The sequence below is a fragment of the Gilvimarinus sp. 1_MG-2023 genome, assembly GCF_030548285.1.
This window is the reverse complement of the sequence record NZ_JAUOSC010000307.1, coordinates 1-379: the sequence shown is the minus strand read 5'-3', so window position 1 is coordinate 379 and position 379 is coordinate 1. Positions and strand designations below refer to the sequence as shown.

1 protein-coding gene is annotated in these 379 nt (G+C 48.8%); it reads right to left on the bottom strand.

The window, feature by feature from the left end:
- Positions 1 to 210, bottom strand: a 210-nt coding sequence (locus Q4563_RS16920; RefSeq protein ID WP_303605318.1) for a formate/nitrite transporter family protein, incomplete at its 3' end; no start/stop codon positions are given.
- Positions 211 to 379 lie beyond the last annotated feature (169 nt).

Here is a 379-nt window from a genome sequence, read left to right as displayed (position 1 = left end):
GAGCATGACAAAACCAACAGGAAACATGCTGGCACCCAGGAATGGAGAACCACTTTTCATCGCTACAGTAATGGCAAAAATAGCCGCCAGGGCAAGGGTTGCACCGGCCATAAAGGCGCGTATCAGAGTGTCCTTGGTGGACATGAAGATTTTCTCTTCACCGGCATCGACCATCTTGGTCACAAATTCGGAAGGCGCGAGATAGGACATATCAAATTCCTTGGGTTCGGTAGGTATTGCGTTACTGTCGATACCTAATGATTTGGTTCATGTGCCAAAGGGCGACCATGAAGACTCAGATCACGAAGTTGAGTAACTGCTGACGCTTGAACCTACCCGAATAAGGTGTTTTGACATGCTATGGAGCACGACGTGGCAC